The organism is Neobacillus drentensis, from assembly GCF_036962765.1.
In the GTDB taxonomy this organism is placed as follows: Bacteria; Bacillota; Bacilli; order Bacillales; family Cytobacillaceae; genus Neobacillus; species Neobacillus drentensis_C.
Genome location: NZ_JBALOS010000427.1, coordinates 1 through 1,130 on the forward strand (window position 1 = coordinate 1; position 1,130 = coordinate 1,130).

1 protein-coding gene is annotated in these 1,130 nt (G+C 33.3%); it reads right to left on the bottom strand.

The features are described 5' to 3' along the window. Positions 1 to 301 precede the first annotated feature (301 nt). Positions 302 to 790 carry a nuclease-related domain-containing protein gene (locus tag V7137_RS30360; protein WP_335701511.1) on the bottom strand — a complete coding sequence of 163 codons (489 nt, stop codon included), beginning with the start codon at positions 788 to 790 and terminating at the stop codon, positions 302 to 304. Between the last annotated feature and the right edge of the window lie 340 nt (positions 791 to 1,130).

The window sequence follows — 1,130 nt, forward strand, 5'->3', positions numbered from 1 at the left end:
AAATTCAATATATCAGCGATTATTGTTTTTTATCGGCGAAAGGAAATTTACCATCATAATATCTTCAAGAAGGTAATAGCGTCCCTTTTTTGTTCCGGAATATTTTAGATCTACAGATTGCAGTAATCTTTTTGCTGTATCTGGTGATGTTATATGGATAAATTCTCGAAACTGCTGATTTGTAATTTTTGTATCGAAAAGTAGAAAGTAATCTTTCAGAGCATTTATATGAGCATCTTTATAAAAATTTTTGCAAGAAGGACAGTACCAGTTCTTTTTCATTCGAATAAGTGGAATATGGTTAAAGTTCGGACAACAGACCCCTGTTAATANNTGGTACCTTATTCATTTTTATTAGCAGGCGGCTTAGTTTTCGGAGGTCTTTCGAATGTAGGAGAGGTTTAGCATATTGTTTTTCAAAAAACTTAATTTTATTTAGGAAAACATCTGACTTACAAATTCGTGGTTTCACTTTATAAGTGTTTTTTCCGGTTATAACATATGAAGTATATCCATTGCTGAGAACTACTAGGAAATCAACTGGAACGGGAGGAAATCTATGTTTCGCTATCAGTTTTTCTAAATACTCTTTATGCCTTTCTGCTTGAGCAATTGGATCCGGGTAACCTTTTTCCTTGTCATTATTTATTTGAGTAAACTGTTCATTATCTGTATCAAATATTAACTTACCAGCCATATTTTTCACTTCTAAAATCAGGGCGAATTCTGGTGTTAGCAAAAGGGTATCAATTTGGCAGTTGTAGTCACCATCAGGTAGGTTTAANNAAATCGTGGAGGATCATGTATTTCTCAATTGGATGGAATCGTAAATAATAATCAAGACTCACCTCACCATTGTATCCAGCCTGTCTCCTCCCCACCTCTTCTATTATTTGCTGATACTTAGGGTAATGTAGAGGGAGACGCCGGCATAATGCTTCTAAAATTAGAAGTACTAATGGAATTGTCCTTTCCTTAATAACCAAACTTATCACTCCTTTCATTTTCCTAATATATTTCTGATAAAAGTTTAAGAAACCTGCCGAATATTAGCGAAATTTGTTAACAATATATGTCTTTTGAATTTAATAGCGCTATTTTGAAGTTTATCAGCGAATACAGTCAATATA